The organism is Sphingopyxis witflariensis, assembly GCF_002205635.1.
GTDB lineage: Bacteria > Pseudomonadota > Alphaproteobacteria > Sphingomonadales > Sphingomonadaceae > Sphingopyxis > Sphingopyxis witflariensis.
Map to the genome: position 1 here is coordinate 33,200 of NZ_NISJ01000012.1, position 25,681 is coordinate 58,880.

Annotated in this window: 23 protein-coding genes; 8 read left to right on the forward strand and 15 right to left on the reverse strand. The window is 65.0% G+C overall.

Annotated elements, in window-relative coordinates; genetic code table 11:
• Positions 1 to 3: 3 nt before the first annotated feature.
• A complete protein-coding gene (locus CDQ91_RS17620) occupies positions 4 to 570 on the reverse strand; it encodes a F0F1 ATP synthase subunit delta (protein ID WP_088474009.1) in 567 nt (188 codons plus the stop codon).
• A 206-nt stretch (positions 571 to 776) separates the two neighbouring features.
• Here CDQ91_RS17620 and CDQ91_RS17625 point away from each other — a divergent pair, with 206 nt between their 5' ends.
• Positions 777 to 1,454 carry a dienelactone hydrolase family protein gene (locus tag CDQ91_RS17625; protein WP_088474010.1) on the forward strand — a complete coding sequence of 226 codons (678 nt, stop codon included), beginning with the start codon at positions 777 to 779 and terminating at the stop codon, positions 1,452 to 1,454.
• Positions 1,455 to 1,461: 7 nt separating this feature from the next.
• Here CDQ91_RS17625 and CDQ91_RS17630 read toward each other — a convergent pair whose 3' ends face one another.
• Together CDQ91_RS17630 and CDQ91_RS17635 are read right to left on the reverse strand one after the other, a co-directional pair.
• Positions 1,462 to 2,991: a S1C family serine protease gene (locus CDQ91_RS17630; protein ID WP_088474011.1), complete on the reverse strand. Its 1,530-nt coding sequence runs from the start codon at positions 2,989 to 2,991 to the stop codon at positions 1,462 to 1,464.
• 40 nt (positions 2,992 to 3,031) lie between these two features.
• A complete protein-coding gene (locus CDQ91_RS17635) occupies positions 3,032 to 3,853 on the reverse strand; it encodes a DUF2306 domain-containing protein (protein WP_088474012.1) in 822 nt (273 codons plus the stop codon).
• A 166-nt stretch (positions 3,854 to 4,019) separates the two neighbouring features.
• Between CDQ91_RS17635 and CDQ91_RS17640 the strand changes: the two genes are divergently transcribed.
• From CDQ91_RS17640 to CDQ91_RS17650, 3 genes are read left to right on the forward strand one after another with little or no spacing between them, the layout of a single operon-like run.
• Positions 4,020 to 4,490, forward strand: a complete 471-nt coding sequence (locus tag CDQ91_RS17640) for a DUF1203 domain-containing protein (protein WP_088474013.1) — start codon at positions 4,020 to 4,022, stop codon at positions 4,488 to 4,490.
• Positions 4,487 to 5,548: a bifunctional DNA-binding transcriptional regulator/O6-methylguanine-DNA methyltransferase Ada gene (gene ada / locus CDQ91_RS17645; RefSeq protein ID WP_088474014.1), complete on the forward strand. Its 1,062-nt coding sequence runs from the start codon at positions 4,487 to 4,489 to the stop codon at positions 5,546 to 5,548. The genes CDQ91_RS17640 and ada overlap by 4 nt, the downstream gene beginning before the upstream one ends.
• 39 nt (positions 5,549 to 5,587) lie before the next feature.
• Positions 5,588 to 6,346, forward strand: a complete 759-nt coding sequence (locus CDQ91_RS17650) for an isocitrate lyase/PEP mutase family protein (RefSeq protein WP_088474015.1) — start codon at positions 5,588 to 5,590, stop codon at positions 6,344 to 6,346.
• A gap of 6 nt (positions 6,347 to 6,352) precedes the next feature.
• On the opposite strand, the gene CDQ91_RS17655 is transcribed toward CDQ91_RS17650, so the two are convergent.
• From CDQ91_RS17655 to CDQ91_RS17670, 4 genes are all read right to left on the reverse strand, one after another.
• Positions 6,353 to 7,891 (reverse strand): hypothetical protein, encoded by a 1,539-nt coding sequence (locus tag CDQ91_RS17655; protein WP_088474016.1) that lies wholly within the window; start codon positions 7,889 to 7,891, stop codon positions 6,353 to 6,355.
• A gap of 69 nt (positions 7,892 to 7,960) precedes the next feature.
• Positions 7,961 to 10,129 carry a primosomal protein N' gene (locus CDQ91_RS17660; RefSeq protein ID WP_088474017.1) on the reverse strand — a complete coding sequence of 723 codons (2,169 nt, stop codon included), beginning with the start codon at positions 10,127 to 10,129 and terminating at the stop codon, positions 7,961 to 7,963.
• A 166-nt stretch (positions 10,130 to 10,295) separates the two neighbouring features.
• Positions 10,296 to 11,381, reverse strand: coding sequence for a PepSY-associated TM helix domain-containing protein (locus CDQ91_RS17665; protein WP_164499274.1), 1,086 nt, complete (start codon positions 11,379 to 11,381; stop codon positions 10,296 to 10,298).
• A gap of 4 nt (positions 11,382 to 11,385) precedes the next feature.
• A complete protein-coding gene (locus tag CDQ91_RS17670) occupies positions 11,386 to 13,530 on the reverse strand; it encodes a TonB-dependent receptor (protein WP_088474019.1) in 2,145 nt (714 codons plus the stop codon).
• A 142-nt stretch (positions 13,531 to 13,672) separates the two neighbouring features.
• Here CDQ91_RS17670 and CDQ91_RS17675 point away from each other — a divergent pair, with 142 nt between their 5' ends.
• Positions 13,673 to 15,997, forward strand: a complete 2,325-nt coding sequence (locus CDQ91_RS17675) for a patatin-like protein (protein ID WP_088474020.1) — start codon at positions 13,673 to 13,675, stop codon at positions 15,995 to 15,997.
• 118 nt (positions 15,998 to 16,115) lie between these two features.
• Here the strand turns inward: CDQ91_RS17675 and dnaJ are convergent, their stop codons facing one another.
• Both dnaJ and dnaK read right to left on the reverse strand, forming a co-directional pair.
• Positions 16,116 to 17,237, reverse strand: a complete 1,122-nt coding sequence (gene dnaJ, locus CDQ91_RS17680) for a molecular chaperone DnaJ (RefSeq protein WP_088474021.1) — start codon at positions 17,235 to 17,237, stop codon at positions 16,116 to 16,118.
• A 127-nt stretch (positions 17,238 to 17,364) separates the two neighbouring features.
• On the reverse strand, positions 17,365 to 19,269 hold the full coding sequence (gene dnaK, locus CDQ91_RS17685; protein ID WP_088474022.1) for a molecular chaperone DnaK: 1,905 nt from the start codon (positions 19,267 to 19,269) through the stop codon (positions 17,365 to 17,367).
• Between the two features lie 153 nt (positions 19,270 to 19,422).
• On the opposite strand from dnaK, the gene CDQ91_RS17690 reads away from it, so the two are divergent.
• The 3 genes from CDQ91_RS17690 to rmuC are packed head-to-tail and all read left to right on the forward strand — an operon-like array spanning position 19,423 to position 21,833.
• On the forward strand, positions 19,423 to 19,953 hold the full coding sequence (locus CDQ91_RS17690; protein WP_144036817.1) for a copper chaperone PCu(A)C: 531 nt from the start codon (positions 19,423 to 19,425) through the stop codon (positions 19,951 to 19,953).
• On the forward strand, positions 19,954 to 20,424 hold the full coding sequence (locus tag CDQ91_RS17695; protein WP_088474024.1) for a vgr related protein: 471 nt from the start codon (positions 19,954 to 19,956) through the stop codon (positions 20,422 to 20,424).
• A gap of 53 nt (positions 20,425 to 20,477) precedes the next feature.
• Positions 20,478 to 21,833: a DNA recombination protein RmuC gene (gene rmuC / locus CDQ91_RS17700; protein WP_088474025.1), complete on the forward strand. Its 1,356-nt coding sequence runs from the start codon at positions 20,478 to 20,480 to the stop codon at positions 21,831 to 21,833.
• Positions 21,834 to 21,919: 86 nt separating this feature from the next.
• On the opposite strand, the gene CDQ91_RS17705 is transcribed toward rmuC, so the two are convergent.
• The 6 genes from CDQ91_RS17705 to CDQ91_RS17730 all read right to left on the reverse strand — a co-directional run bounded on the left by CDQ91_RS17705 (position 21,920) and on the right by CDQ91_RS17730 (position 25,645).
• A complete protein-coding gene (locus CDQ91_RS17705; RefSeq protein WP_088474026.1) occupies positions 21,920 to 22,630 on the reverse strand; it encodes an META domain-containing protein in 711 nt (236 codons plus the stop codon).
• 95 nt (positions 22,631 to 22,725) lie between these two features.
• Positions 22,726 to 23,538: a TrmH family RNA methyltransferase gene (locus CDQ91_RS17710; protein ID WP_088474027.1), complete on the reverse strand. Its 813-nt coding sequence runs from the start codon at positions 23,536 to 23,538 to the stop codon at positions 22,726 to 22,728.
• Between the two features lie 4 nt (positions 23,539 to 23,542).
• The gene (locus CDQ91_RS17715) at positions 23,543 to 23,821 is read right to left on the reverse strand and encodes an HPr family phosphocarrier protein (RefSeq protein WP_088474028.1); all 279 of its coding nucleotides are present in this window, start codon (positions 23,819 to 23,821) and stop codon (positions 23,543 to 23,545) included.
• Positions 23,818 to 24,222, reverse strand: coding sequence for a PTS sugar transporter subunit IIA (locus CDQ91_RS17720; RefSeq protein WP_088474095.1), 405 nt, complete (start codon positions 24,220 to 24,222; stop codon positions 23,818 to 23,820). The genes CDQ91_RS17715 and CDQ91_RS17720 overlap by 4 nt, the downstream gene beginning before the upstream one ends.
• Positions 24,223 to 24,260: 38 nt before the next feature.
• The gene (rapZ, locus tag CDQ91_RS17725; RefSeq protein ID WP_088474029.1) at positions 24,261 to 25,202 is read right to left on the reverse strand and encodes an RNase adapter RapZ; all 942 of its coding nucleotides are present in this window, start codon (positions 25,200 to 25,202) and stop codon (positions 24,261 to 24,263) included.
• Positions 25,199 to 25,645, reverse strand: coding sequence for an HPr kinase/phosphorylase (locus CDQ91_RS17730; RefSeq protein ID WP_088474030.1), 447 nt, complete (start codon positions 25,643 to 25,645; stop codon positions 25,199 to 25,201). Before CDQ91_RS17730 ends, rapZ begins: the two co-directional genes overlap by 4 nt.
• Between the last annotated feature and the right edge of the window lie 36 nt (positions 25,646 to 25,681).

Genomic DNA, 25,681 nt, shown 5'->3' on the forward strand with positions numbered 1-25,681 from the left:
GGTTTAGCCTTTCATCGCCTGTGCGAAGCTATTGAGACGGGTACGGATGCTGCCGTCGATCAGCTGGCTGCCCAGCTGGACGACGAGGCCGCCGAGGATGGCGGGGTCGACGGTCGTGGCGATGCTGACATCGCGGCCGACACGGGTCTTGAGGTTGGCCGTCAGCTCCTTGAGCTGGGCGGCGGAAAGCGGATGTGCGCTGGTGACCTTGGCGGTCACTTCACCGCGATGGTCGGCAACGATCGCATCGAACGCGTCGATCATCTTGGGCAGATCGGCGAGGCGGCGATTCTCGGCGAGGACGCCGAGGAATTTTGCGGTCAGCGAATCGAGCTTCATCGCCTTGGCGACGGCGCCGATGGCGTTTGCGGCGTCGGTGCGGCTGACGACCGGGCTGGCGACCAGCGCCGAAAGATCAGCCGATTCGGCGAGGCCGGCACGAAGCGTCGCGAGGCTCTTTGCCGCTGCGTCGATCGCGTTCGATTCGCGAGCCAGATCGAACAAAGCGACCGCATAACGGCCCGCGAGGCCCGCCGTGATGTTGCCTTGAATGCCGCCGGAATTCTCCACGCGTGAAAGTCCTTTTGCTACGATCCCGAGGGGGATGGGCCGCGCGGGTTTGTGCGGATATTCGGAAATATCCCCCGCAGCGAAGTCGCGGCGCGCCTAGCAACGATTTTGCTGCAATGCAAGGCGGGGTGGCGATTGCTTTTGGGAGTCCGCGCGATAGGGGCGGTCCCAGCCAAAAATCAGAACGCAAACGGGAAGGATGCACGATGGGCGAGATGATCCGCATGACGATGGACGATGGCGCAGAGGTTGCGGTCTATCATGCCGCGCCGATAGGCGAGCGACGCGGCGGATTGGTGCTGGTGCAGGAGATTTTCGGGGTCACCGAGCATATTCGCGAGCTGTGCGACGAATATGCGGCCGATGGCTATGAGGTGCTGTCGCCCGCGCTGTTCGACCGCGAGCATCCCGGATTCGAAAGCGATTATTCGGGGCCGCAGTTCGAGCGCGCGGTGCAGCTGGCGCGCGAACTGCACCCGTTCGAGCAGAGCCTGAAGGATGCGCAGACGTGCATCGACTCACTGAAAGCAAAGGGGCCGGTTTTCATTACCGGCTATTGCTATGGCGGGTCGGTTGCCTGGCGGATGGCGCAGATCAGCCCCGACCTTGCCGCCGCGTCCTCCTATTATGGCAGCCTGGTGCCGACGCAGTTCAAGGACGACGCGCCCGCCTGCGCGACGATTGCCCATTTCGGCCGATTCGATGGCGGTATCCCGATGGAGGGCGTCGAGGCGCTGGTCGCGCGCGACCATCCGACCGCGCAGATTTTCGTCTATGAGGCGGGGCACGGCTTCAACAGCGACCGGCGCAAGGATTATCACGAACCGAGCGAATCGCTTGCCCGCGAACGCACGTTGATGCTGTTCAAGGCGTGCGGGAGCTAGCGCGGACTTATTGGGCCGCCGCACCCTTCGCCAGCGGCTGGCAGCGATAGACCAGCCGCTCGTTCGGGGCGGCGGGAAGGGCGCTGCGAATCGCGTCCTGCTGGGTCGCGAGCCCGGCAAGTTCGTTCGCATCGGCGGTGCAGCTTTTGAGCGTCACTCCGGCGCGGATCTCGCGCGCCTTGGTCATCGTGTCGGCGTCGAGCAGATAGCGGTCGACGCGATATTCCTCGGCGGCCTGGTCGATCGAGGCGATGGTTACGGTCGCCTCGTCATTGGGCACCAGGATGCGTTGCCAGCGGCCGTCAGAGCCTTGCGCATATTGGGTGCGGTCGTTGACGCAGCCGCCGCCGCTGATCGTTACCGGGACGTCGGTGGTTGCCGACACGGTGATTCGGCTGCGGTCGGGGCGGATGGTGCAAAGGAAACGGCCCTCGGCGAGCTTGGACGCCGTAGCGCTGCCAGGTGCCGCAGGTTCGTCGGTAGTGGCGGCGAGGACATCGGGGCGGGTGATGAAGAGGATTGCCGCGGCGAGCATCAGCACCGTCCCCGCGCCGCCCGCAATCTTGGCGTTGCGGATATTCCTCTGGTTGTAGAACAGCAGTCCCGCGCCTGCGGCGAGTGCGCCGATGACGAAGAGGACGCCGGCGAGCGCGATGCGATTCTCGCGTGCGGCGAGCGCTTCTTTGGCGGCGCGCGCCTGTTTGAGTTGGCGCTCAAGATTCGCTGTGGCTGTTTTGGCATTATTGGCCTCGGCCTCGGCGCGCGCGGCGGCGTCGAGCACGGCGCGGTCGCGCGCGTCGGCTTCTGCGAACGACAGGCAGGGGGTGCCGATGCTGGCATATTCCTGTCCGGCGTCGGCGAGGAAGCGCGCAAGCTCGCGTGTCGAAATGGCGAAGGCAAAGGGCGAATCGCCATCGTCGGCGCGGGTGATCGCCGAATTGATGCCGACGATGCGGCCGCACTGGTCGACCAGCGGGCCGCCCGAATTGCCGCGCGAGATTTTGGCGGTGTGGACGAGCATCGCGACGCCGTCGACGGCCTGGGTGTTCGACAGATTGCCTTCGCTGCGCACCGGGCTGCGCGGGGTGATATAGTCGTTGGCGCTGCGCGCGGTCGCAAGATCGACATTGCCCGGATAGCCCAGCGCGACGACGTCGGTGCCGGATTCGAGCGGGCCGGTGAAGATGGTCGCGGCGGGCAGGCGCGCGCCGCTGATTTCGATCAGCGCGAGGTCGCGCGCGACGTCGATTGCGATCAGCTTGGCCGCATAGCTTTTCTGCCCCTCCGACGGGACGACCCCCAGCGCGACATTACCGGGATATTTGACCGCCGATTCGACGACATGGGCGTTGGTGATCACACGCGTCGGCGAAATTGCGATCCCGCTGCCATGGCCGAAGCCCACCACCTCGCCATCGACCATCGCGACGGTGACGACGCGAACGGCGCTGCGCGACACCGCGCTGATATCGTCGGCGGCGCGGGCCGGCTGGGTGAGGGTGAAGAGGGCGGCGAGGAAGAGGAGGATGCGGGTCATGGGGGCACCCTAGACTCGCGCCGCGCGAAGGCAAGCCGCGCTAGATATAGGGACCCCACATGACCATCCACGCTCCGGCGCTGCCGGCGAGGATGACGAGGCCGCTGAAGGTGAGTAGTGCAGCCACGCGGTTTCTTGCCGCGGCTGTTCCCCGGGCACCCACGCGCAGGTAGATTTCGGCGACGGCGAGCGGGAGCAGCGAGTTGGCAAAGGCGAGGAACAGGTCGAACGGACCGTCCATCGCCTCGCCGATCCCCGCGCCGCCGGTCGCGAGGCCCCAAGCCATATAGCCGACGCGCATGAACCAGACTGCGCTGGCGACCGCAAACAGCCGGATCGCCCAGCGACGGTGATCGGCGAAGCGCCGCGCGCGGGCCGCGCCAAATGTCATGACTGCAAAGCCGATGATGAGCAGGGCATCAAGGGTGATGCCGATCGCGCCGCCCAGCGCAAGCCATGTCCCGCGTCCCCATGTCATCCACAGCCCGCCGAGCGCGAGGGCGAGAGCGCAGAGCATATAGAGGCGGCCGTTCCAGCGGTGCAGCGCGGGCCAGCGATTGCGGATGGCGGGAAGCAACTGCACCAGCCCGCCGAAAGTGATGACCGCGGCCATCAGCACATGCGCCGCGAAGAAGAGATTGCCCGCGCTATCGCCCGCGACGAAGCCGATGATCAGCGGCTTGTCGTTCCACGCGGCGAAATTTCCGGTCAGCGTCGGGGGGTAATAGAAGAGCAGGATGAAGGCGATGAAGAGCAGCTGTCCTGCGGCGATGGCGAGGTAGCAGAAGGTCGCGCTTTGCCCCAACCAGTCGGCGCGGCGTGCGGGTCTTGCGGTTGCGATCGATGCGTCGATGGTGGCCATGCTCAGCTCCCCGATTTGGGCGACAGAATGGCGCAGGAACATAAGTGAGTCAATGATATAATACAGTAACACAGTAAGTGCTTGTCGTTTTGAACGCAAGCATCGGGACGTGATCCGATGGGCGCCGTGGCATTGCACATCCAACGCCAAGAGAAAGGACGATCCAATGACCTATCTGATCCACGGGCTCAGCCCCGATCGCTTCGCTCCGCTGTTCGCGATGGATGATGCAGACCTAGCGGCGCGCAACGCCCGCCGCGTCATCGCGACCGCCGATCGCGGCTTTCCTTGCCGTGTCAGCCTCGAGGATGCGCGCATGGGCGAAGCGTTGATCCTGCTCCATCATGTCAGCCACGATGTCGCGACGCCCTATCGCAGCGCCTATGCAATCTATGTCCGGCCGGGTGTGGCCGCGGCGACCTGGCGCGACGAACTGCCGCCGGTGTTCGAGGGGCGCTCGTTCGCACTGCGCGCGTTCGACAGCGAGGGCATGCTGCAAAGCGCGCGGCTCGCGGGGCCGGGTGAGGCCGATGGCGCGATCCGCGATCTGTTCGCGGGCGATGCCATATCCTATATCGATGCCCATAATGCCGCGCACGGCTGTTTCGCGGCGCGGATCGAAAGGGATGCAGCATGAGCGGCGACCTGATGGACGATGATGCGCGCTGGGCAGCAGTGCTGCGCCGCGATCGCGCGCTCGACGGGCGCTTCGTCACCGGGGTGCTGACGACGGGCATTTATTGCCGACCGAGCTGCGCCGCGCGGCATCCGCATCGCGACAATATCCGCTTCTTCGCCGATGGCGCGGCGGCACGCAGCGCGGGACTGCGGCCGTGCAAGCGCTGCCTGCCCGACGATGTTGCGCGCGACGAGGGGGCGGTGCTTGCGGCGATTGCCGCGATCAAGGGCAGCGAGGAGCCGCTGGCGCTCGCCGATCTGGCGGGCCGCACCGGCTATTCGCCAACGCATTTCCAGCGCGTCTTCACCCGTCACACCGGGCTGTCGCCCGCCGCCTATGCCCGCGCACTGCGCGAGGAGCGCGCGCGGCAGGCCTTGAGCGATGGCAATCGGGTTACCGACGCGATCTATGACGCGGGCTTTTCGGGGCCGTCGCGATTCTATGAGAATATGGAGGGACGGATGGGCATGACGGCTTCGGCTTGGGTCAATGGCGGCAAGGGGGCGACGATCCACTGGGCGGTCGTGCCGACCAGCCTTGGCGACATGCTGGTCGCCGCGACGACCAAGGGCGTGTGCCGGCTGAGTTTCGCCGAAGGGCGGGACGCACTGGAGGAACGCTTTCCGGCGGCCGAACTGATCGAGGGTGGCGACGCGTTCGCGGCGCTGCTGGGGCAGGTCGTCGAGGCCGTCGAGGCGCCGACGGGCGGCTTCGACCATATCCCGATCGACGTGAAGGGCACCGCCTTTCAGGAAGCGGTGTGGCGCGAGTTGCGCAAGATTCCCGCGGGCGAAACGCGCAGCTATTCCGACATCGCGGCGGCGGTTGGCAAGCCCAAGGCGGTGCGCGCGGCGGGCAGCGCCAATGGCGCGAACAATGTCGCGGTGCTGATCCCGTGCCACCGCGTCGTGCGTAGCGATGGCTCGCTCGGCGGCTATGCCTATGGTCTGCCGATCAAGGATGAGTTGCTGCGCCGCGAGGGGGCGCCCGGCCAGCCGCGTCTTGATGATTTTTGACCAATCTCTCCCCGAACTGAAACAGACGGAGCTTTTCGCATGACTGACAAAATTGCCGCCTTTCGCGCGCTGCACGTCCCGGGCGATCCGCTGATCCTCGTCAATATCTGGGATGCGGGGAGCGCGAAGGCGGTCGCGGCGGCGGGCGTGAAGGCGATCGCGACGGGCAGCTATGGCGTCGCCGGCGCGCAGGGCCGCGCCGATGGCGAGGATTTCCCGCTGGAGGATGTGTTCGAAAATCTGGAGCGCATCCTGTCGGTCACCGACCTGCCGGTCACGATCGATATGGAATCGGGCTATGGCGCCGATGCGGCGGCGGTCGGCGTTTCGGTCGGCCGGGCGAAAGACGCGGGCGCCGCAGGGATTAATATGGAGGACCGGCTGCCCGGCGCCGACGCGCTGTTGCCGATCGCCGAAGCGAGTGCGCGCTATCGTGCCGCCGCCGACACCGGCATTTTCGTAAACGCCCGCTGCGACGTATTTCGCGGAGCCAATGCGGCGAAGGATGGCGACGCTCTGGTCGCCGCGACGCTCGACCGCGCGCGTGCCTATGCTGACGCGGGCGCGGGTTCGCTGTTCGTGCCCTTCCTTGGCGATGCGCGCTGCATCGGCGCGATCTGCGAGGGTTCACCGCTGCCGGTGAATATTTTGCGCGGCAAGGGCGGCCCGACGCACAAGGAACTCGCAGCTCTCGGCGTCGCACGAATCAGCCATGGGCATCAGTCATGGGCGGCGGCGATGGCATGGCTGACCGCGCAGGCGGCGCAGGTGCTGGGCGGCGCCGAACCTGACTATTAAGCGCGGTCAGTCGTCGGCCGCGTCGTTGTCGGCGGTGGACGCGGGTGCCTTGCTTCGTTCGCGCATTGCTTCGAGTTGCTTGAGCAATTCTGCGCCCTGCCCGCCGTCATGCGGGTCGAAAGCAACCGCTCTGGCCAGTTTCAGCGCGTCGTCGAGCCTGCCGTCGTTGGCAAGCGCGAAGGCATAGCTGACGCGGAGGCTGATATTTTCGGGAGCGAGCTGAAAAGCCCGGCCAAGACCCTGGATCGCGATCGGCGGCGGAGGCGTACCCTGGTCAAGAAAGGTTTTGAAATAGGCATAGAGCGGCACCGGATCATCGGGATTGGTGCGGTTGGCGAGCACGATTGGTTTGCGCACAATATCCCAGTCGGCCGGTCGGGGGGCGTCCTTGGCTTCAACCCCCGCGGTCAGGATCCGGCCGAGCAGCACATTTGCGCGGACATGTTTGGGGTTGATCGCCAGCGCCTTGTCGACTGCGGCGCGCGCAGCGGCGGCGTTGCGTTTGTCCTCGTTGATGGCCCATTCGGCGCTCGCCAATTCAAACCAGACGCCTGCATTATCGCCATGCACTGTGCTGAGTGTCTGGAGTTCGTCGCGTACGCTGGTGGTGCGTGCGTCGTCATGAGCGGCACTGATCCGTTCGAGGTGGAGGGGCAGCAGAGCATCTTCGGCCGGCGATAGCGCGGTGATATCGATCTTACGGGCGACGGCGACGGGCTCGTGCGACGTGCTGACGGACATCGGCCGGCCCATGTAGCGGTTGAGGTCCTTGTCCAGTTGGGCAAGGTCGCCAAACGCGTCGGTGGCGGCTTTCCTGCCGTTTTCGCCGAGGTTGATTGCGCCGAGGTAGCGGCCAAGTTGCCCGGAGCGCGTGGGGTCGTTGTAGAGCATGTGCGTGAGCAGCCAGGCGCGGCCATAATAGGCGTCGGTTTGCCCCACAGTTTGCATCGCTCCCGGTTGCTGGAGTAAAAGCGTTTCGGCAGGAATCTGCGGCATCGTCCGCAGGCCATAGGCCCGTGCATGAACGGGCTTGCCGATCACCGGCTTGCCATCCTGGGTGAAATCAACCGTCGAATAATATTCCGCGAACCCCTCGATAAACCATGCAGGGAGGGCGGCGCCGGCATAACGTTTCATGAAATGATGGCTATATTCGTGGAAGAGCGTCTGCTGCGATTGCGGCGTGCCCCGGATCACCACATTCTCGCGGTGCGAGATGGCGAAGCTTCCGTCGGGAGCGGGGTTGTACCAGCCGGCGATCATAGAGCCGCTCTTGCCTGTCATCAGTCGTCCGGCGTCGGTCGCGCGCGGGACCAGATAGACGATGAGCCGGTTGGGTTCCGGTGCCTCCGACAGATGGAAGCGCGTTCGCAAGGTCGTGTCGAACCGTTGGAGATTCTCGGCGAATGTGCGCAGCGATTTTTCGTTTCCTTCGCTATAGATGACAAAATTCTCTGTATCTGCGCGAAGCCATTTGGCTGCGGCGGTCGATGGCGCTGTCAACGCCGCGACGCAGCCCAGTCCGGCCCAAATAATATTCTTCATTCCTTCCCCACTTGTCTTTTGATAGCCGTTTCTAGAAATCCTTTACATTAATGTAAAGAATTGAAGGCGCTAAACAAAACTATAGGGATCGATGTCGATGGCGAGTCTGGCTTTCGATGGCCAGTCGATGCTGCCGACCCATTCGCGGATCGTTCCTTGCAGATCGAAACTGCGCGGCGCGTGGAGCAGCAGGCGGAAGCGGTGGCGGCCGCGCAGCATTGCGAGCGGGGCGGGGGCGGGGCCATAGACGGCGAGCCCCTCGGCGACCGGCGCCTTGTCGCCCAGCCGCTTGGCGACCCCGCGTGCGATATCGATATCTTCAGATGAAATGACGAGCGCGGCGAAGCGGCCATAGGGCGGGGCGCCAGCATGTTTGCGCGCCGCGGCCTCGGCCGAATAGAAACCGTCGCGGTCGTTGGCGACGAGTGCCGCCATCACCGGGGCTTCGGGAACGCGGGTCTGGATCAGCACCTCGCCGGGCTTCACCCCGCGCCCGGCGCGCCCCGCGACCTGTGCGATCTGTTGAAAGGTGCGCTCGGATGCGCGGAGGTCACCGCCGTCGAGGCCCAAGTCGGCGTCGACCACGCCGACGAGGGTGAGGTTGGGGAAATGATAGCCCTTGGTGACGAGCTGGGTGCCGATGATGATATCGACCAGCCCGCCCTCGACATTGTCGACGAATTCGGCGGCTTTCGCGGGCGACCAGAGCGTGTCGCTGGTGACGATCGCGACGCGCGCTTCGGGGAAGCGCAGGATCACTTCGTCGGCGACCCGCTCCACGCCAGGCCCGCAGGCGACGAGGCTGTCCTCATCCTTGCATTCGGGGCAGAGCCGCGGCGGCGGCATGACATGGCCGCAATGATGGCAGGCGAGGCGGTGGACGAGGCGATGCTCGACCATCCACGCGGTGCAGTTCGGGCACTGGATGCGGTGGCCGCAGGTGCGGCACAGCGTCAGCGGTGCGAAGCCGCGGCGGTTGAGGAAGAGCAGGCTCTGCTCGCCCTTGGTGAGCCGATCGGCGAGCGCGTCGACAAGCGGCGGGGCGAGCCAGCGGCCGCGGTCGGGCGGGTTGATCCGCATGTCGATCGCCGCGAGGTCGGGCAGTGTCGCGCCGCCGAAGCGCGCGGGGAGCTTGATGTGGCTGTATCGCCCCGCCTCGACCATCGCGAGGCTTTCGAGCGCGGGCGTCGCGCTCGCGAGGACGACGGGAAGCCCCTCGAAATGGCCGCGCATCACCGCGACGTCGCGTGCGTGATAGTGGACGCCATCCTCTTGCTTGAAGCTGGTCTCATGCGCTTCGTCGACGACGATGACGCCGAGCCGGGCATAGGGGAGGAAGAGCGCCGAGCGGGCGCCGATGACGATGCGCGCGTCGCCGCTCGCAATTGCGTGCCAGGCGCGGCGGCGTTCGGCCGAGCGCAGCCCGCTGTGCCAGCCGACGGGCTCACAACCGAAGCGTGCGGCGAAGCGGGTGAGCATCGGTTCGGTGAGCGCGATTTCGGGGAGCAGCACCAGCGCCTGCTTGCCCGCGTCCAAGGCAGCGGCGATCGCCTCCATATAGACTTCGGTCTTGCCCGATCCGGTGACGCCGTCGAGCAGCAGTGTTTCGAATTTTTCGGCGACGACGGCGGCTTTGAGCTGCGCCGCCGCAGCGGTCTGTTCGTCGGAGAGGTCGGGCGGGGCGAAGGCGGGATCGGGTTCGGGATAGGGGGCGTCGGCGGAGACCGAGACGGCTTCGAGCGCGCCGGTCTGGACGAGGCCGCGAATCACGGCCTCGCTCACCTCGGCGAGTACGGCGAGTTCGCGGACCATGCCCTGCCGCTCGCCGATCGCCTCGAGCGCGACGGTGCGCTGCGGCGTCATCCGCGCAGGGATTTCGCCGGTGGCGCGATATTCGACGATCGGGCGGCGCGCGTCAGCAAAGGCGACCCCGGGCAGCACCATCCGCAGCACCGAGCCGGGGGGGGCAAGATAATAGTCGCTCGTCCATTCGATCAGGCGGCGCAAGGGGGCCTGGATCGGCGGGACCGCGACGATTTCGTAGAGATTGCGCAGGCGATTGTCGCCGACGGGTTCGGGGGCGCCGAAGCTTTCATCCTCCCACACCACGCCGCCGAGCCGCCGCGGGCCGAGCGGCGCGACGACGACGCTGCCGAGCGGTGCTTCGCTTTCGCGTGGGACGCGATAGTCGAGCGGGCCGAGGGCGGCGGTCAAAAGGAGGACGCGGGCGCGGGTCATGGGTGGGGCAGGATATAGGTTGCCTGGCAAAATAGGAAAGCGCCGCGCAGTCGGTCTGACCTCTATTCCTTCGTCATGCCGGACTTGATCCGGCATCCCGCTTCTTGGGTCGCGTCGAAAAGAACAGCGGGACCCCCCCGGATCAAGTCCGGGGTGGCGAGGGTGGTTAGTTCGTGACCAGCGCCGCCTTCTTCGCTGGGCGCTTCGCGGGCTTCGGTCGGCGGAACCAGAAGGTCCAGACGGTGAGGCTGCCGAGCAGCGCCATTGCGAGCCCCGACACCGTGAGAGCCAAGCGATAGGGAAGCCCGCCGACTTTCCCGGCGTGGAGCGGGTAGGCGATGTTGAACGCCTGTGCGCCGGGCGCCATCGCGAGCGCGTCGCGGGAACCGAGCAGCTTGCCCGTCGCGGCGTCGAACCACAGGGTCGAGCGGCCGTTGGGGAGCCACTCAGCCTGCTGCTTCATGCGCAGCGAGATCGGGTCGCCGGCCTTGCGCGGCAGGCTGAGGATGCGGAATTCGGCGTCTGGGAAGCGCTGCCGTGCTTCGGTGAGCATCGCCGTGTAATCGGGCTTCGCGGCGAGCGGACCGCCCATATATTTCGGCGGTTCGAGCGCCTTTGCCGCTTCGCTAACCGAGCCGAAGGGGGCGATCATCACCATCGCGAAGGGGCGGAAGAGCATCATCGTTCCGGTGACGACCGACAGCAGGAGCAGCGGCGCGACGATGATGCCAAGGTCGCGGTGCTGCATCACGATCGCGGGACGGCTCATCCGCTTGGGCCACAGACGGAACTGGAATGTCCGCCGTGTGCGCCACCACAGGATCGCGCCCGAGATGATGAAGAAGAGCGCGCAGAGCCCGGCGATCCCCGACACCCACTCGCCGAAATCGCCGGTGAAGAGATGATGGTGGAAATCGAAGAGCCAGATTTCGGGGCGCTCCCACTGGCTCGCCCAGCGCGAAACAACCCCGCCCGACTGGCTGGCGTATAGGCCGCCCTCTTCGAAACGCAGCTGGTGCAGCCCGAGGCGCGGAGACGCGTAGATGATGCCCTGCGGATCGCCGGGCAGCGACATCAGCTTTTCGGTCGTCGCGGCGACCGTGCCGAGGTCGCCGTTCAGCGGATCTGCCGCGTGGGGAAGGCCGATCCATTCCTCTTTGTGAACAAGGATCGCGCCCGACAGGCCAAGCAGCGCGAGAAGGAGGCCGATCAGGCCGCCGATCCAGCGATGGAGCGTGTCGAGTGTTTTGATCATGTCAGAAACGATAGTCCCAACCCAGTGTGAAGGTCCGCCCGCGTCCGGTAAAGAAGCGGGCATTGTCGGTCGCCGCGACGGTCGAGCGGATCGTCTGGCTGTTATAGGTAACATAGTCGACATCGAACAGGTTGGAGGCCGCGAGCGTGATCCCGCCCATGCGCGGCAGGTCATAGCGTAGCACGGCATCTGTCAGCGTGTAGCCGGAAAAAGCGGTATTAGCCGGCGCGCCATCGAATTTGCGGTCGAGATAGAGGCCCGCCTGTACCCGAGCGGACACCGGTCCGTTGTTATAGCTGGCCCAGACATTGACACGGTCGGGCGAAATATTCGCGCCGTCCAGATCAATGTCGACCTTGTCGTCCTTGTTGCTGTCCGTGCGGCCGGACAGATGGGCGTAGCCGGTTCCAAGCTTCAGCCCGTCCACCGGAAGTTGAACCGCAAGATTGATTTCGAAACCCTGAATTTCGATACGCTGGCGCTGAACATCATAGACGCCTGCGCTGTTCATTACCAACAGGCCTCCATCTTTTGACGTAGACCAAAAATAGGAGGCACTGGCATCAAGGGGCCCACGCTTGATTTCGATACCAACCTCGCGATTGTTGGAAATAACGGGGGTGACGTTGATATCCTCGATGCCGAAATTCGGCTGGGTTGCGCCGTTGACCGACCGCAGGATGCGACCGACGTCTGCAATCGAATAGCCTTCTGCATAGCTGGCATAGGCCCGGATGCCTTGCGCAGGCTCGACAATCACGCCGCCATTGATCAGCAGATCGTTGAAATTGCGGGTGCCGCCGGTGACGCGAGCCGAATTATAGGAGGCCAGCGTCACATAATCATCGACCTTGAGCTGGCCATTTTCCCAGCGCGCGCCGCCCGCAACGCGCAGGACGCCGTCAAACAGTTTCAGATTGGCCTGGCCGAAGGGGGCGAGCGTGCGGAAGGTCGTGGGGGGGACCCAGTAGCGCGCTGTCGCGATCATCTCCTGCTGGGTCTTGTCCCACATCGAGTCAAAGCCGAACGTAATGTTGAGCGCCTCAAAAAATTGCCGTTCATAGCTGACGCGGGCCCCCAGCTTGCGCGAACGGTTCGCCGACTGGTCGAACAATGTGCCGACGGGTGCGATGCTGGCGTCCTGAAAGGTTGCGCTCACATCGCCGCCGAAAATGTCGCGCGACCGGTTGAAGAATGCCTGGAAGATCAGATTTCCGCCGCCGAGATCGGTGTCGGTCAGCGTTAGATTGACGGTTTCGACACGGTTGGAGGCCATCTCGCCTTCCAGTTCGCCACGCTTCGAGCTGGAGGCAAGACCCGCCGACCGATTGCCCGGAACCTGCACCCAGTCGCCATTGCCCTCCAGGTTGAAACGCGTGGCGAACAGCTCAAGACGGGCGGTCGATGACAAGTCATAGCCCAATCGCGCGAAGAAGCTGAGGCTCTGGCTATCCTGCACATCGCCCTGAGTATTGTCGATGCCCACGCGGCGGCCCGCGCCATCATAATATAGACCACGCTTTTCATAGGCGACGCCGCCGGTCACATCGAATGCGCCCTGACGGTAGGTAAGCAATCCGCCGAGCTTGCCGCCAAAGCTGCTGCTTTCAAAATTGCCCGTCGATCCTTGCACCAGTACGCGGCCGGAGAAGCCGTCTTCGCGCGGCGCCTTGATCACCACCTGATTGACCACGCCCCCGGTCGCGCCAATCCCCTGCAAGGCGTTCGATCCATAGATCAACTCGACACGATCGAGGAAAAAGGGATCGATCGTATAGCCATCGCGCGATCCGTCGCGGATCGGGGTCGATTGCGGAATGCCGTTGATCGCATAGAGCGGCGAGCGGCCGCGCAGCGTTTCACCCGAGCCCGAGAGTTTCTGGCGCGTTGGCGAGAAGCTGGGGGTCAGGTTTGCGACTGCGTCGATGACGGATCCCGACATGGCGATCTGCTGATCGAGCGTTTCCTTGTCGATGATGTCGATCGTCAGCGGCAGTGCATTGGGCGGCAAAATGGTGCGCGCCGCAGTGACGATGATCGTCGCCTCGCCGTTCGCGCCTTCGTCGATCGGCGCATTGTCCTGCGCAAAGGCGGGGGAGGAAAGCGCGGTGGTGACCAGCGCGGCGGCGACGAATTTGCGAATCATTCTTAACTCCTGTTCGGAGCGCCGCTAATGCGAGAGATTTGCAGAAGCAAGGAAAAAGGCCGTGAAGCGCGGACCCGATTTGCTTTGCTGGCAGGCTGTGGAAAATTCGCCACACCCCGCAAACCGCGCTATCATATTGCCAATGCGGGAAAAGGAACTTCGCTTCGCCCTGATTTGCTACGGCGGCATCAGCCTCGCCGTCTATATGCATGGCATCACCAAGGAGGCGTGGCGGCTGGCGGCGGCGTCGCGCGCCTGGCATGATGGTGCTGCGCTGACCGGATCGGGTGCGGTCTATGGCGAATTGCTCGCGGCCATCGCCGCGCATAGCAATGTCCGGCTGCGCGTGATGGCCGATATCGTCGCGGGCGCGAGCGCGGGCGGGATTAACGGCATTTTCCTTGCGCGGGCGCTGGCGACGGGGCAGTCGCTCGACCCGCTGACCGACCTGTGGCTCGATGATGCCGACGTCGACAGCCTCCTCGACCCCGATGCGCGGCCCTTGTCGGCCGCGACCAAATTCTGGGCGGTGCCGATCGCCGGCTGGGCAATGAAAAAGCGCGGCAATGTCATCGACCGCACCGTCGGCGAAGGCGCGCAGGACGAGGTGCGCGCCAAGCTGTCGCGCTTCGTCCGCGCGCGCTGGTTCGAGCCGCCGTTCGGGGGTGCGACCTTCTGCAACCTGTTGCTCGACGCCTTCGATGCGATGGAGGCGGGGCCGAAGGGGCCGGTGCTGGTGCCCGCGGGTCAGCCGGTTGACCTGTTCGTCTCGGTCACCGATTTCGCCGGGCATAGCGCCCCGCTGGCGCTCAACAGTCCGCCGCGGGTGACCGAGCAGGAGCATCGGCTGGTGATGCATTTCCGCCAGAATGGGCGGAGCGGCAAGCAGTTGAGCGATGTGCCGGGCCTTGCCGCCGCGGCGCGCGCGACCGCGAGTTTTCCGGGCGCCTTTCCGCCCTTTACGCTGCGCGAACTCGACGGGGTGCTCGAACAGCGCGGAATCGACTGGCAGGGCCGCGAAGATTTCATCCGCGTCCAGCTTCCCGCGGGCGGCGAGGCTGATCCCGCCGACCGGGTGCTGATCGACGGATCGGTGCTCGCCAACGCGCCCTTCCGCCCGGCGATCGCGGCGCTGAAGCAACGCCCGGCGCGGCGAGAGATCGACCGGCGCTTCGTTTATATCGACCCCAAGCCCGATTTTCGCTCGATCAGTTTCGGCAAGTCCGGAGCGGCCGGCGGAGGCAAGGCGGGGGGCGAGCCCGCGCGGCTGCCCGGTTTCCTGTCGACGATCCTCGGCGCCTTGTCCGAAATCCCGCGCGAGCAGCCGATCCGCGACAATGTCGAGGCGATCGGCGGCATGTCGCGCCGAATTCGGCGGATGCAGCATATCGTCGACGCGATGAAGGTCGAGGTTGAGGAACAGGTTGCGGCGCTATTCGGCAGCACTTTCTTCCTCGATACCCCGACCCCGGCGCGGCTCGATAAATGGCGCGCCAAGGCACAGGATCAGGCCTCGGTGCGCGCGGGCTTCGCCTATGCGCCCTATGGCCATCTGAAATTGTCGGCGGTGGTAGAGGAACTGGTGTCGGCGATCGACCGGCTGGCGCCCGCCGAAGGTCCGGTGCATTTCGCCAACCGGCGCCGCGCGCTGTGGCAGGAGGTGCGCACGCGCGGCCTCGACCGGATTTCGGGCAAGAAGGGTGCCGGGGCGAGCGGCGATGCCGTCGCCTTTTTTCGCACCCACGACATGGGCTTTCGCATCCGCCGCCTGCGCTTTCTGGCGCGCGAGCTCGATGCGTCGGTCGAGGCGCGGCGCGCCGAGCGCGACCCGGCGTGCGAGGAAATGCGCGGGGCGATCTTCACCGCGCTGGGCCTGTATCTGGAGCGCGAGGGCGACGCATGGCTCGCCGACCTCGATGTGCCCGCTGACGCCGATCCGGGGCAGTGGATCGACGCGATCGCGGCGCGCCGCGATTTGACGGCAGTCGATGGTGAGGCCGATGCACTGATCGCGGCGGCGCTCGCCGCGCTGCCCAAGGACGACCGGCGGGTGATGTTGCTCGCCTATCTGGGTTATCCCTTTTACGATATTGCGACGTTGCCCTTGCTGCAGGGCGAGGGGTTCGACGAGTTCGATCCGATCAAGATCGACCGCATTTCGCCGTCGGACGCGACCGCGATCCGCACCGGTGGCGCGGGGGCGATGCTGAAGGGGATTGAGTTCAACAGCTTTGGCGCCTTTTTCAGCCGCGCGTATCGCGAGAATGACTATTTGTGGGGGCGGCTCCACGGCGCCGACCGGCTGATCGACATCGTCGCGAGCAGCGTGACTGGCGACGCGGCGATGCCCGCCGATGCGCTGGCGGCGATCAAGCGGCGCGCCTTCCATGCGATACTGGATGAAGAGGAGGGGCGGTTGCCAAAGGTGGCGGCGCTGATTGCGGAGCTCAGGGGTGAGATTGGCTAACTATGTTTGTCATCCCCGCGAAAGCGGGGACCCAGAGCGCGCGTCGGCTGACTCCACTCCTGGGTTCCCGCCTTCGCGGTTATGACAATATTGGGGGTGCTGGTGGTGTCGCGACGGATCAATCCGTCAGATCGTCCCACATATCCTTGATGCGGCCGAAGAAGCCCTGCGATGCCGGACATTCGTCGCCGGTCTCGGTCTCGCGGAACTCGGCGAGCAACTCTTTCTGGCGCGCGCTGAGCTTGGTCGGGGTTTCGACATCGACCTGAACGACGAGGTCGCCGTGGCCGCGGCCGTTCAGAACCGGCATGCCCGCGCCGCGCTTGCGCAGCTGCTTGCCTGACTGGATGCCCGCCGGGATGTTGATGTCGTGCTTCTCGCCGTCGAGCCCCGGAATGGCGATGTCGCCGCCGAGCGCCGCGGTGGTGAAGCTGATCGTCGCGCGGGTGAACAGCGTCGTGCCCTCGCGTTCGAACAGCTTGTGTCGCGCCATGTGGAGAAAAATATAAAGATCGCCCGGAGCGGCACCGCGGGCGCCCGATTCGCCTTCGCCCGACAGGCGGATGCGTGTGCCTTCGTCGACGCCGGCGGGAATGTTCACGGTCAGCGTCTTGCGGCGGTCGACACGGCCTTCGCCGTGGCAGCTGTTGCACGGATCGGCGATCACCTCGCCCGCGCCCTGACAGGCCGGGCAGACGCGTTCAACCATGAAGAAGCCCTGCTGCGCGCGCACCTTGCCATGGCCGGCGCAGGTTCCGCAGCGGTTGGTGCGGGTGCCGGGCTTGGCGCCCGAACCGTCGCAGCTGTCGCAGCGTGCCGCGACGTCGACCTGAATCTCGCGGGTACAGCCGGCGAAGGCGTCCTCGAGCTTGATTTCCATGTCATAGCGCAGGTCGGCGCCGCGCGCGGGGCCGCGTTGCTGGCGGCCGCCGCCGAACGCCGAACCGAAAATCGATTCGAAAATATCGCCAATGTCGCCAAAATCGGCGTTGCCGCCGCCGCCATTCGCGCCGCGCACGCCATCCTTGCCGAAACGGTCATAGGCGGCGCGCTTTTGCGGGTCTTTCAGGCAGTCATAGGCCTCGCTGATCGCCTTGAAGCGTGCTTCGCTGTCGTCGCACCCCGGATTTTTGTCGGGGTGATACTTCATCGCGAGCTTGCGATAGCTGGCCTTCAGCGCCGCTTCGTTGGCGGTGCGTTCGACTTCGAGCAGTTCGTAATAATCAATGTCGAGTGACATAGGTATCGGCCCTTAGCCCCGCTTCCCATATCCGCTCGCCCTGAGCCTGTCGAAGGGCCGTTCTTCCCTAAAAGAAGAAGGGCGGTGCTTCGACAAGCTCAGCACGAGCGGCATGAGAGGCCAGCCCTTACTTCTTGTCGTCTTCGACTTCGGAGAATTCGGCGTCGACGACGTCTTCGTCGGTCTTCGCTTCGTCAGCATCGGCGCCGGGGGACGCGGCCGCCTGCTGCTCCTTCTCGTAGATCGCCTGGCCGAGCTTCATCGCGACCTGTGCGAGGGCCTGCGACTTTTCGGTCATCGCTGCGGCATCACCGCCCTCGATCGCGGTCTTGGTTTCGGCGATCGCGGCTTCGATTTCGGCCTTCAGGCTTGCGTCGATCTTGTCGCCATGTTCGACGATCTGGCGCTCGGTCGAGTGGACGAGGCTTTCGGCGTTATTCTTTGCCTCGGCCGCTTCGCGGCGCGCCTTATCCTCTTCGGCGAACTGTTCGGCATCCTTGACCATCTGATCGATGTCGCTGTCCGACAGGCCGCCACTGGCCTGAATCTTGATCTGCTGTTCCTTGCCGGTGCCCTTGTCCTTGGCGTGGACCGACACGATGCCGTTGGCGTCGATGTCGAAGGTCACTTCGATCTGCGGCACGCCGCGCGGCGCCGGCGGGATGCCGACGAGATCGAACTGGCCCAGCGCCTTGTTGTCGGCCGCCATTTCACGCTCGCCCTGAAAGACGCGGATCGTCACCGCCGACTGATTGTCATCAGCCGTCGAGTAAACCTGCGACTTTTTGGTCGGGATCGTGGTGTTGCGGTCGATCATGCGCGTGAACACGCCGCCCAGCGTCTCGATACCGAGCGACAGCGGGGTGACGTCGAGCAGCAGCACGTCCTTGACGTCGCCCTGCAGAACGCCGGCCTGAATCGCGGCGCCGATCGCGACGACTTCGTCAGGGTTCACACCGGTGTGCGGTTCCTTGCCGAAGAAATCCTTCACGACTTCGCGGACGCGCGGCATGCGGGTCATGCCGCCGACGAGCACGACTTCGTCGATTTCGCTCGCCGAAATGCCGGCGTCCTTGATCGCCTTCTTGCACGGATCGAGGGTGCGCTTGACGAGATTTTCGACGAGCTTTTCGAGGTCGGCGCGGGTGATCGTTTTCACCAGATGCTTCGGCCCGCTGGCGTCGGCGGTGATGAAGGGCAGGTTGACCTCGGTCGTCGCGGCGGTCGACAGCTCGATCTTCGCCTTTTCGGCAGCTTCCTTCAGGCGCTGGAGCGCGAGCTTGTCGCCGCGCAGGTCAATGCCTTCGTCTTTTTTGAAGCCGTCGGCGAGATATTGGACGATCGTCGAGTCGAAATCTTCGCCGCCGAGGAAGGTGTCGCCGTTGGTCGATTTCACTTCGAACACGCCGTCGCCAACCTCGAGGATCGAGATGTCGAAGGTGCCGCCGCCAAGGTCATAGACCGCGATCGTCTTATTCTCGGTCTTGTCGAGGCCGTAAGCGAGCGCGGCCGCGGTCGGCTCGTTGATGATGCGCAGCACTTCGAGGCCGGCGATGCGGCCGGCGTCCTTGGTCGCCTGGCGCTGGGCGTCGTTGAAGTAAGCGGGAACGGTGATCACCGCCTGCTCGACCTTTTCGCCCAGATAGGCTTCGGCGGTTTCCTTCATCTTCTGAAGGATGAAGGCGCTGATCTGCGACGGCGAATAATCTTCGCCGCCCGCCTTGACCCACGCGTCGCCGTTGCTGCCCTTGGAAATCGTATAGGGGACGAGCTCCATGTCCTTCTTGGTCATGGGGTCGTCGAAGCGGCGGCCGATCAGGCGCTTCACCGCAAATACCGTGTTTTCGGGGTTGGTCACAGCCTGGCGTTTCGCCGGCTGACCGATCAGCCGTTCGCCGTCCTTGGCGAAGGCGACGATCGACGGCGTCGTGCGCGTGCCTTCGACATTTTCGATAACCTTGGGCTTGCCGCCTTCCATCACCGCCACGCAGCTGTTGGTGGTGCCGAGGTCGATCCCGATCACTTTGGCCATATTTCACTCGTCCTTGTTGCTTCCCGGCGCCCTAAACAGGCACGCCGTATGTTGGGTTTCTGGGGGCGATATAGGTGCGCTTATCCTTGGCACAAGGGTTTTGAGGGCTTATCGAGGAGGGGAATTCATGCGCTTTTACGGAGTCCTCCCAAAATGAAACCCTTTGCCATCCTTGCTGTCGCCACCGCCGCGCTTTCCCTGACGGCCTGCGGGGAAAATCTGGGCAAGGGGCCGCAGCTCAATGTCGTCAGCGGACATATCGTGATGGGGGCGACCCCCGACCGGCCGGCGGTCGGTTATTTCCGGGTCACCGGCGGGCCGCGTGCGGTGCAGCTGATGGCGGTGACCTCCGACCTCGCGCAGCGCGTCGAGATGCACGAAAGCGTCAAGGAAAACGGCATGATGACGATGAAGCCGCTCGCCCGCGCCGATGTGCCGGCGAAGGGCGAGTTGCGCTTTGTGCAGGGCGGCAAGCATCTGATGATCTGGGGCATCAACGGCGCCGCAGTGCGCGCGGGCAAGCTGCCGATGGCGTTCGTTTTCACGAACAATAATAATGAGCGCATCCTGTTCGACATGGTGATCAAGCAGCCGGAAGGCGCCGAAGCGCCAATGGATCATGGCGCGATGGGCCATGGCGGTGCCGACGCCGCACAGGCAGCCCCGGACGCGGCAAAGAAATAAGTGCCACGGCCGTCGCGTCCCCTGACCTCGGGCGAGGTTGCACTTGCGCGCTCGGTGTTCGGCGACGCGATCGCCTATGACCAGGTGCGCATCTGCCACCATAAATGGATTTTCTTCCAGCCGCGCCATATTGTCATGGCGCCGATGGGCAGCCTGCATTTCAACCCGCATGGCGCGCTTTATTGCGACGATTTTGGCGCCGCTTCACAGCGGCTCCAGGGGCTGTTCATTCACGAAATGGTCCATGTCTGGCAGGCGCAGACGCGCGGGCGCTGGTATCTGGTGCTGATGCGGCACCCGTTCGCGACCTATCACTATAGCTTGAAACCCGGCTGGCTTCTCGACCGCTACGGGCTGGAGCAGCAGGCCGAGATCGTGCGGCATTACTGGCTGCTGACCCAGGGCATGGTCGTCGGCGGCGCGCCGGGGGCGGAGGCGTATCGCGCGATCCTGCCGTTCGGGCCGGAGTAATATCCGCAATTAGCGACTAGCCAGACGGGCGGTGTTCGTCCTATGTTCCGCACATGGATATGCCTTCGCTTTTCGTCGCCCTTGTTGCCCTCGCTATCGGTGCCCTGATCGGCTGGTTGTTCGCCGGGCGGCAGATGGGCGGGCTCAAGGCCGAGCGCGATGGGCTGTCCGAACGGTTCCGGATTGCGGTCACCGACCTGGCGGCCGAGACCGAGGCGCGCAAGCGTGCCGATATTCAGCTCGCGTCGCTGCTCAGCGAGCAGCGCGCGCGCGACGAGGCGCATGATGCCCAGATCGCGCAACTGAAAGACGCGCAGGCCGCGCTCACCGCGCAGTTCCGCGAGGTGGGGCAGGTGATGCTCGATGGCGCGCAAAAGGCGTTTCTCGATCGCGCCGACGCACGCTTTCGCCAGAGCGAAGAGACGGCGGGGCAGAATTTGAAAGCGCTGCTCGGTCCGGTCCACGAGCGGCTGCAAAAATATGAGGAGGCGGTTGGCAAGGTCGAGGCCGAGCGGCGCGACGCTTTTGGCCTGCTGCATGGCCAGATCGCCGCGATGCGCGAGGGCACCGAGCGGGTGTCGAGCGAGGCGGCGAAGCTGGTCAACGCGCTGCGCAACGCGCCCAAGGCGCGCGGCCGCTGGGGCGAGCAGCAACTGCGCAATGTGCTCGAAAGCTGCGGCCTTTCCGAACACGCCGATTTCCAGACCGAGGTCAGCGTGACCGATGGCGATGGCGGGCGGCTGCGTCCCGATGTTGTGGTCAAGGTACCGGGTGGGCAGAATCTGGTGATCGACGCCAAGGTTTCGCTCAACGCCTATCAGGACGCGTTCGGCGCGGTCGACGAGCGCGAGAAGGTTGCGCATCTGGTCGCGCACGCTGCGGCGATGAAGGCGCATGTAAATACGCTGGGAGCCAAGGCCTATTGGAACCAGTTCGACGACACTCCTGATTTTGTGGTGATGTTCGTGCCGGGCGAGCATTTCCTCGCCGCCGCGCTCGATCAGGATCCGGGGCTTTGGGACTATGCGTTCGAGCGCAAGGTGCTGCTCGCGACCCCGACCAACCTCATCGCGATCGCGCGCACCGTCGCGGCGGTGTGGCGGCAGGAAAAGCTGGCGAATCAGGCGCGCGAGATCGCCGCGCTGGGCAAGGAGCTTTATGCGCGCATGGCGACAATGGGGTCGCATATCGCGCGGGTCGGCAAGAATCTCGATCAGGCGACGGGGGCGTATAATAGCTTTGTCGGCAGTTTTGAGTCACAGGTTCTGACGCAGGCGCGGCGGTTCGAAAGCCTCGATATCGAGACCGGCGACAAGGAAATCCCCGTGCTTCCGGTCGCCGAGCAATCGGCGCGTCCGCTCGCCAAGCTGGCGGCGGCGCCGGCTGCGGTTAACGACGCCGGCGAATAAAAGGCGTCGCCCCCGCGAAGGCGGGGGTCGCTATCGGCGTTGCGCAAGGTTGCCAGCGGCCCCCGCCTTCGCGGGGGCGACGATTATTAGATTACTCGCTTAAGCACCGCAGTCTTGCCGCCTGTGCCGGTCAGGATCAGCGTGCCGTCGGACGCGAATTCCAGTCCGACCGGCGCGCCCATCAACGCGAAGAAGGCATTTTCCTGCGCCATCCCCGCGCCGGGGCAGGCCATTCGGGTCGATGCCATTGGTCCGGTGGTCAAGGTGGCGCCGTCGCTCTTGAAATCGCCCGTGAAGCGATTGCAGCCCGCGCTGCCGCTGATCCGCGTGCCGTCGAATTGTAGTGAGGTCGGCCGATCCGATGCGACTGGGACGCCGCCGATCGAGACGAAGGTCCAGCTGGTTCCGGCGAGGGTGTCGGGGGGCAAAATCCTGCCGCCGCAGCCTTGCAGGCTTTTGCCGTCGGCGGTCACGCGCACCGTATCGGCATAGCGGCGGTCGCTCATCCCGTCGCTGCATGGCATAGGGGTGATGGCGACGGCCAGCCGATTGGTGGTGTAGTTCCGGCCGGTGGTCGATGCCCGGGCGCCGGGGTTGGGGACGATGATTTTTGTCTCACCATAATCGCCGGAGTAGTTCAGCCGCGCATCGGTGATTTCGAGCGTCCAGTCGGGCTCGGTTCCGAGCGCCATATAGGCAGCGGCAGGCGCCCCGCCCGGGCCTTGCGGCGGAGCACCGACGGTGGCGCAGCCGGTGAGGGCGGCGAAAAGCGCGAGCGCGGGAAGGGTTTTTTGCATCGGACACTCCTTGAACTTCGCGCGATGCGAAAGGAAAGGCGGCCGGATAATAGCATGCGAATGGCGGCATGCTGAATGATATCGTGGGTGCTCGTTCAGCTTCGCCGCTGGTTCAATACCTCATAGGCCATCACCGCCGTGGCGATCGCGGCGTTGAGGCTGTCCGCCTTGCCCATCATCGGCATCTTCACGCGGACGTCGGCGGCGGCGGCATATTCGGCCGGCATACCTTGCGATTCATTGCCGGTGAGGATGAAGGTCGGCGCGGCGTAGCGTACCGCCTGATAGTCCTGCGTATCGTCGCCGAGCCAGGTCGCGACGAGCTGGCCGGGGCCGCCGCGAAGCCAGGGGAGAAATTCCTCCCAGCGCGTCTGGACGAGCTTTTGGGTGAAGATCGCGCCCATGCTCGCGCGCACGGCCTCGACCGCATAGGGATCGGTGCTTTCATCGAGCAGGATCAGCCCGCCCGCGCCGACCGCGTCGCCGGTGCGCAGCATCGTGCCGAGATTGCCCGGATCGCGCAGGCGCTCGGCGACGAGCCAGATCGATGATGCGCTGCGGTCGAGATCGGCGAGGCTGGTTTCGGGTTCGGCATAAATGCCGACGACGGTTTGCGGATTATCCTTGCCCGACAATTTGGACAGGATCGCGCCCGTGGTGTCGATCACCTCGCCGCCGGCTTTCAGCGTGTCGGCGGCGAGCGCGGCGGCGAGCGGATGCGTATCGCCATCGGGGCCCAGGAACAGCCATTGCGGCAAGATACCCGCCTCGCGAGCTTCGGTCGCGATGCGCAGCCCCTCGGCGAGGAATAGTTCCTCGGCGCGGCGATGGCGTTTTTCGCGCAGCAGCCGCATCCGCTTGATCAGCGGGTTCGACAGGCTTTCGATTTGGCTACGGCGACCGGTCATGCGGTCAATCCTCGCCGAAGCTGTCCTTGACCAGCCCGACGAGTTTCAGCAGCGCGGCATCGGCGCCGTCGCCCTTCGTATAAATGGTGATCGAATCGCCCTTGGCGGCGCCGAGCATCATCAGCCCCATGATCGAGGTGCCGTTGACGCGCGAACCATTGCGTTCGACCTCGACGCTCACCGTTTCGGGCAGGCGGCTGACGAAGGTAACGAATTTAGCGGATGCGCGCGCGTGGAGCCCGCGCTGGTTGGTGATTTCGACCGTTTCCGATATTTCGCTCATGAACCCACCCCCAGCATTTCCGATGCGACGGAAATATATTTTTGTCCGGCTTCCTTGGCAGCGATCACCGCGGGGCGGAGATCCATCGTCTTGCGCGCGCTTTCGAGGCGGATCAGCATCGGCAGATTGACGCCGGCGATCACTTCGGTCCGGCCGCTTTCAAGCAGGCTGATCGCAAGGTTCGACGGGGTGCCGCCGAACAGGTCGGTCAGCATGATGACGCCGCGGCCTTCGTCGACCTGGCGCAGCGCGTCGGCGATTTCGCACCGGCGCATTTCCATATTGTCGTTCGGGCCGATGCAAACGGTGGCAATCGCGCGCTGGGGGCCGACGACATGCTCCATCGCGGTCACCATTTCCTCGGCGAGTCGGCCGTGGGTGACCAGGACCATTCCCAGCAGCGGCAATGCTTTATCGGTGGGCATGTAAAGCGGGACCCTTATGCTTGTTCGTCGCCGGACGCGGGAGATGCGGGCGGGGGCCTGCCCTCAAGCCCATCTTGCGGGGCAGAGTCAAGGTTGCGGTGGGTCAGTGTCGGGCGATGACCCGCTTCGCGCAGCGTCCGGGTGACGCGATCGGCGACATGGACCGACCGATGGCGGCCGCCGGTGCAGCCGAACGCGACGGTGACATAGCTTTTGCCCTCGGCACGGTAACGCGGCAACAAGGCGAGGATCAGCGCCTCAATCTGCGCCACCGTCGCCTCATAGGCAGGGTCGGCGACGATATAGGCCGCGACATCGGCGTCGAGCCCTGTGCCCGGGCGCAATGCGGCATCCCAATGCGGATTGCGCAAATATCGCATGTCGAACACCAGATCGGCGTTGCGCGGCAAGCCGCGCGCGAAACCAAAGCTCAATATATTGAGTGCGGGTTCGTCGTGGCTGCTGTCGCCGAAGCGCTGGCGCACCTCCTGTTGCAGGTCGTTGCTGCTGTAGTTGGTGCTGTCGATGACATGTTCGGCCCAGCGGCGCAGCGACTCCATCATCTCGCGCTCGCGCGCGATGCCGTCGGCGGCGGGGCGATCCTCGGCGAGCGGGTGGCGGCGACGGGTTTCTGAAAAGCGCCGTTCGAGCTCGGCCCCCGCGCAGTCGAGGAACAGGGTCTGGACGTCGCGTCCGCCGGCATCGCGCAGCGCCTTGATCTGCCGCACCAGCGCCGCGGGTTTGAAGCCGCGGCTGCGGCTGTCGATCCCCACCGCGAGCGGGCGAGCGGCTTCGCTGCTCTTGACCGGGGCGTCGATCAGCGCGTCGAGCAGCGCGAGCGGGAGGTTGTCGACAACCTCCCATCCCAGATCCTCGAGCACTTTCAACACGGTCGATTTGCCCGCGCCCGAAAGGCCGGTGACGAGCAGGAGGCGGGGTTCGGGGTGGTCGGTCATGGATGGAGCGCCAAACGGTCGAGCGCGAGCAATATCTTGATCGGCGCTGATGCTTCAAAGGCGGATAGCTGGATGGCGGGGAGCGCGTGGCCTGCGACCATTTCCACCTGTCCGGCGGGCGGCATGCGTTCGTAGCGTTCGGTCAGCCGCACCGCGAGGGCGAGCGGTACCGGCGCGGTCCAGGGCTGTTCGACGATGCCCATCCCGCGCACTTCCAATTTGCCGGCGAGCGCCGCAGGCGGGCGGCACCAAAGCCGGTCGCGATCGAACCAGATGTCGCAGCGATCGTCGGCAACGAGCCGCGCGCCGCGATCGATCAGCCGGAGCGCGAGATCGGATTTGCCCTGACCGGATAGCCCGAGCAGCAAAATGCCGCGGCTGCCGGCTGCGACGCAACTGGCGTGGACATTGATGATCTGGGGCTGGGTCCGGCTGGGAAACATCGCGCAGGCTTACCGGCGGGGCTGCGGCGCCGCAAG

What these genes read in the sequence shown, in the direction of transcription:
- CDQ91_RS17715 (WP_088474028.1), bottom strand. Translation starts at nt 23,821, where the DNA reads ATGAGCGAAATATCGGAAACGGTCGAAATCACCAACCAGCGCGGGCTC.
- CDQ91_RS17730 (WP_088474030.1), bottom strand. Translation starts at nt 25,645, where the DNA reads ATGTTTCCCAGCCGGACCCAGCCCCAGATCATCAATGTCCACGCCAGT.
- CDQ91_RS17710 (WP_088474027.1), bottom strand. Translation starts at nt 23,538, where the DNA reads ATGACCGGTCGCCGTAGCCAAATCGAAAGCCTGTCGAACCCGCTGATC.
- CDQ91_RS17705 (WP_088474026.1), bottom strand. Translation starts at nt 22,630, where the DNA reads ATGCAAAAAACCCTTCCCGCGCTCGCGCTTTTCGCCGCCCTCACCGGC.
- CDQ91_RS17655 (WP_088474016.1), bottom strand. Translation starts at nt 7,891, where the DNA reads ATGAAGAATATTATTTGGGCCGGACTGGGCTGCGTCGCGGCGTTGACA.
- CDQ91_RS17635 (WP_088474012.1), bottom strand. Translation starts at nt 3,853, where the DNA reads ATGGCCACCATCGACGCATCGATCGCAACCGCAAGACCCGCACGCCGC.
- CDQ91_RS17660 (WP_088474017.1), bottom strand. Translation starts at nt 10,129, where the DNA reads ATGACCCGCGCCCGCGTCCTCCTTTTGACCGCCGCCCTCGGCCCGCTC.
- rapZ (WP_088474029.1), bottom strand. Translation starts at nt 25,202, where the DNA reads ATGACCGACCACCCCGAACCCCGCCTCCTGCTCGTCACCGGCCTTTCG.
- CDQ91_RS17630 (WP_088474011.1), bottom strand. Translation starts at nt 2,991, where the DNA reads ATGACCCGCATCCTCCTCTTCCTCGCCGCCCTCTTCACCCTCACCCAG.
- CDQ91_RS17675 (WP_088474020.1), top strand. Translation starts at nt 13,673, where the DNA reads ATGCGGGAAAAGGAACTTCGCTTCGCCCTGATTTGCTACGGCGGCATC.
- CDQ91_RS17640 (WP_088474013.1), top strand. Translation starts at nt 4,020, where the DNA reads ATGACCTATCTGATCCACGGGCTCAGCCCCGATCGCTTCGCTCCGCTG.
- CDQ91_RS17690 (WP_144036817.1), top strand. Translation starts at nt 19,423, where the DNA reads ATGAAACCCTTTGCCATCCTTGCTGTCGCCACCGCCGCGCTTTCCCTG.
- CDQ91_RS17670 (WP_088474019.1), bottom strand. Translation starts at nt 13,530, where the DNA reads ATGATTCGCAAATTCGTCGCCGCCGCGCTGGTCACCACCGCGCTTTCC.
- dnaK (WP_088474022.1), bottom strand. Translation starts at nt 19,269, where the DNA reads ATGGCCAAAGTGATCGGGATCGACCTCGGCACCACCAACAGCTGCGTG.
- dnaJ (WP_088474021.1), bottom strand. Translation starts at nt 17,237, where the DNA reads ATGTCACTCGACATTGATTATTACGAACTGCTCGAAGTCGAACGCACC.
- ada (WP_088474014.1), top strand. Translation starts at nt 4,487, where the DNA reads ATGAGCGGCGACCTGATGGACGATGATGCGCGCTGGGCAGCAGTGCTG.
- rmuC (WP_088474025.1), top strand. Translation starts at nt 20,478, where the DNA reads ATGGATATGCCTTCGCTTTTCGTCGCCCTTGTTGCCCTCGCTATCGGT.
- CDQ91_RS17650 (WP_088474015.1), top strand. Translation starts at nt 5,588, where the DNA reads ATGACTGACAAAATTGCCGCCTTTCGCGCGCTGCACGTCCCGGGCGAT.
- CDQ91_RS17625 (WP_088474010.1), top strand. Translation starts at nt 777, where the DNA reads ATGGGCGAGATGATCCGCATGACGATGGACGATGGCGCAGAGGTTGCG.